A 2,408-nucleotide genomic window follows, 5' to 3' on the forward strand; every position below is an offset into this window, starting at 1 on the left:
ATCTCCAGATAGTGCTGACCTTCCGGTTCCAGTACCCAGATGCGGCTGATGTCGCGCGGATCGCGCCGGATCAGGAAGGCGGGCAAGCGCTCGCGCCGGGCAATCCACGGCTTGAGGGCGTCGGCGTAGTAGTGGATGTGGTCGATGACAAAGCCGGTGCGGGTCAGGGTGCGGCGGATCACCGGCAGGAAATCGACCAAAAACGCGGTGGGGCGGGTAACGACGGCCGGGACGCCAACGCGCTCCACGGCCTCGGCCCAGCGCGCGGCCGGCGGCTGGAGCAGGCCGTTGTGCACGGAGCCGTGATAGGTGCCTACCGCCAACGCGAGCCAGCGCTCCAGCTCGCGCAGCGTCAGGGTGGCCATCTTCTCGGAATCGTACTCGCCGCGCTGGCCGGGATTGGAGAAGGTCGTCCCCGGTAATTCGTCGTGGATCATCTGCATCGCCGTGCCGATGATCCGTTCCACGATGCCGCCGTAGTGCGGCTGGCCTGGTGGGCGATAGTCCAGCCGGATGCCATGCTGTTCGCAGCCACGGCGCAGCGCTTCGCTTTTGAACTCGGCCGCGTTGTCCAGATAGAGCAGCCTGGGCTTGCCGCTCATCGGCCAGTCCATTTCCACATTCAGCCCTTCCAGCCAGGGCCGCTTGTCGCAGGCGGCATGCGCGAGGCATAGGCCGACCGAGACGGCGGACGGCGCTTCCAGCGTGACCACCATGCCGAGTACGCAGCGCGTGAACACGTCGATGGCGAGGGTCAAATATGGGCGGCCAATCGGTTGCCGGTCGCGCTCGTCGACCACGATCAGGTCGATGACGGTGTGGTCGATCTGCACCTGTTCCAGCGGCATGGTGACTTCGGGCGGAATGCCACCCGCGCCTTGCAAGGGACGGGCAGCGTCCTGCCCGCCCCGGCTGCGGGCTATTTTCGCCGGGTGTAGTCCGGCAATCCGCTGGGCCACGGTGTTGCGCGCCGGCACCGGCAGCTTCTGGGTTTTGCACGCCTGCGCGACTTCGCGGTGGAACGCCGCCAGGCTGCGTTTCTGCTTGGTCAGGAAGCGCTTTTGCAGCAGCTCGCGGATGATGCGCTCGACCGGTTCCGGCAAGCGCCCCTTGCCTTTGCCGCCGCCGGATCGGCCGGGCGTCAGGTCTGTTACCAGGCCAGTACCCTGCCGGGCGCGACGGATCAGGACATATACCTGTCGCCGGGACAGGCCCAGCGCTTGGGCTGCCTCATCGGCGGCTTCATGCCCGACCACCTCAAGCGCTGCCAGTGGCCCGATGATTTCCGTCCGGTGCCGGGCTTGCGCCCATGCCTCGTCGGGCAGGGTGGCCACGCCTTGCGCGGCAATCGGTGGAGTGTCTGATGTCATGCCCAAACCTCGCTTTGGTGCACACGAGTATTGAGCATAGTCGAGATTGGTGCAGACGACTCCTGATATTGGGCTGTCAGGAGCCGTATGCACACCAGGCGTTACATCCAGTCAGATGGTGCGGTCGTCTTCTGAAAACGACAAATTGCCTGCTCAGAGCGTGGAGTCCAACAAACGAAGGTTTATTGGACTGTCCGTACCATTGATGTTCACTTGTAGAAAGTGAGCCCATCGCGATGGAATACAGGATCGGTTGGTCAGGCTTTCAATGCCAGGATTCGGCGCGCACCGTTCAATACGATGAGGCCAACGACCGTACCAATCACCAAGTCTGGGTAGGGAGAGCCCGTCCACGCAACCAGCGCGCCGGCGACGATAACGCCAATGTTCGCGAGCACATCGTTGGCCGAAAAAATCCAGCTCGCTTTCATGTGTGCACCGCCTTCGCGATGGCCATAGATCATCAAGAGACAGCTGGCGTTTGCGACGAGTGCAACTAAGCCAATCCCCATCATCAGCATCGACTCAGGTTCGCTGCCATAGTGGAAGCGTCTAGCCACCTCCACGAGTACGCCCAGTGCCAACAGGATCTGAAAGAAACCCGCCAGGTGCGCAGCGCGAACTTGCAGCTGTGCACTGCGGCCGACGGCAAAGAGAGCCAAGCCATAGACGGCAGCATCCGCAAACATGTCCAGCGAGTCGGCAATAAGGCCCGTCGACTGAGCGATCAACCCTGCGCCCATCTCGATAACAAACATGGCAGCGTTGATGCCGAGCAAAATTTTCAGGGTGCTCGCCTCTTTCGACGCCGCTAATTCCTCATCAGCGCGATTGGTCGAGGCTGCTTCCTGACTAGCTGGTTGAGTCCCCAGTAGCGCTGCCCCTAGACCCAGGGACTCCAGCTTGGTAGTGATTGGGTCAACCGCCCCGTCATGGAAAGCGAGTACCTGCCTGCTGCTCAGATCAAAGGACAACGAACGAAGCTCAGGCAAGCTATTCAGCGCGAGCCGAATCATTCGCTCTTCCGAAGGGCAATCC

2 protein-coding genes are annotated in these 2,408 nt (G+C 62.2%); both read right to left on the reverse strand.

What is annotated here, in order from left to right; translation table 11 throughout:
- On the reverse strand, positions 1–1,370 hold a 1,370-nt coding region (locus H7698_RS31010), incomplete at its 3' end, for a Mu transposase C-terminal domain-containing protein (RefSeq protein WP_194693888.1).
- Positions 1,371–1,627: 257 nt separating this feature from the next.
- A partial coding sequence (locus H7698_RS31015) for a cation transporter (RefSeq protein ID WP_194693889.1) occupies positions 1,628–2,408 on the reverse strand: 781 nt, incomplete at its 5' end.

It is taken from the genome of Pseudomonas sp. p50(2008) (assembly GCF_015351605.1).
GTDB lineage: Bacteria > Pseudomonadota > Gammaproteobacteria > Pseudomonadales > Pseudomonadaceae > Aquipseudomonas.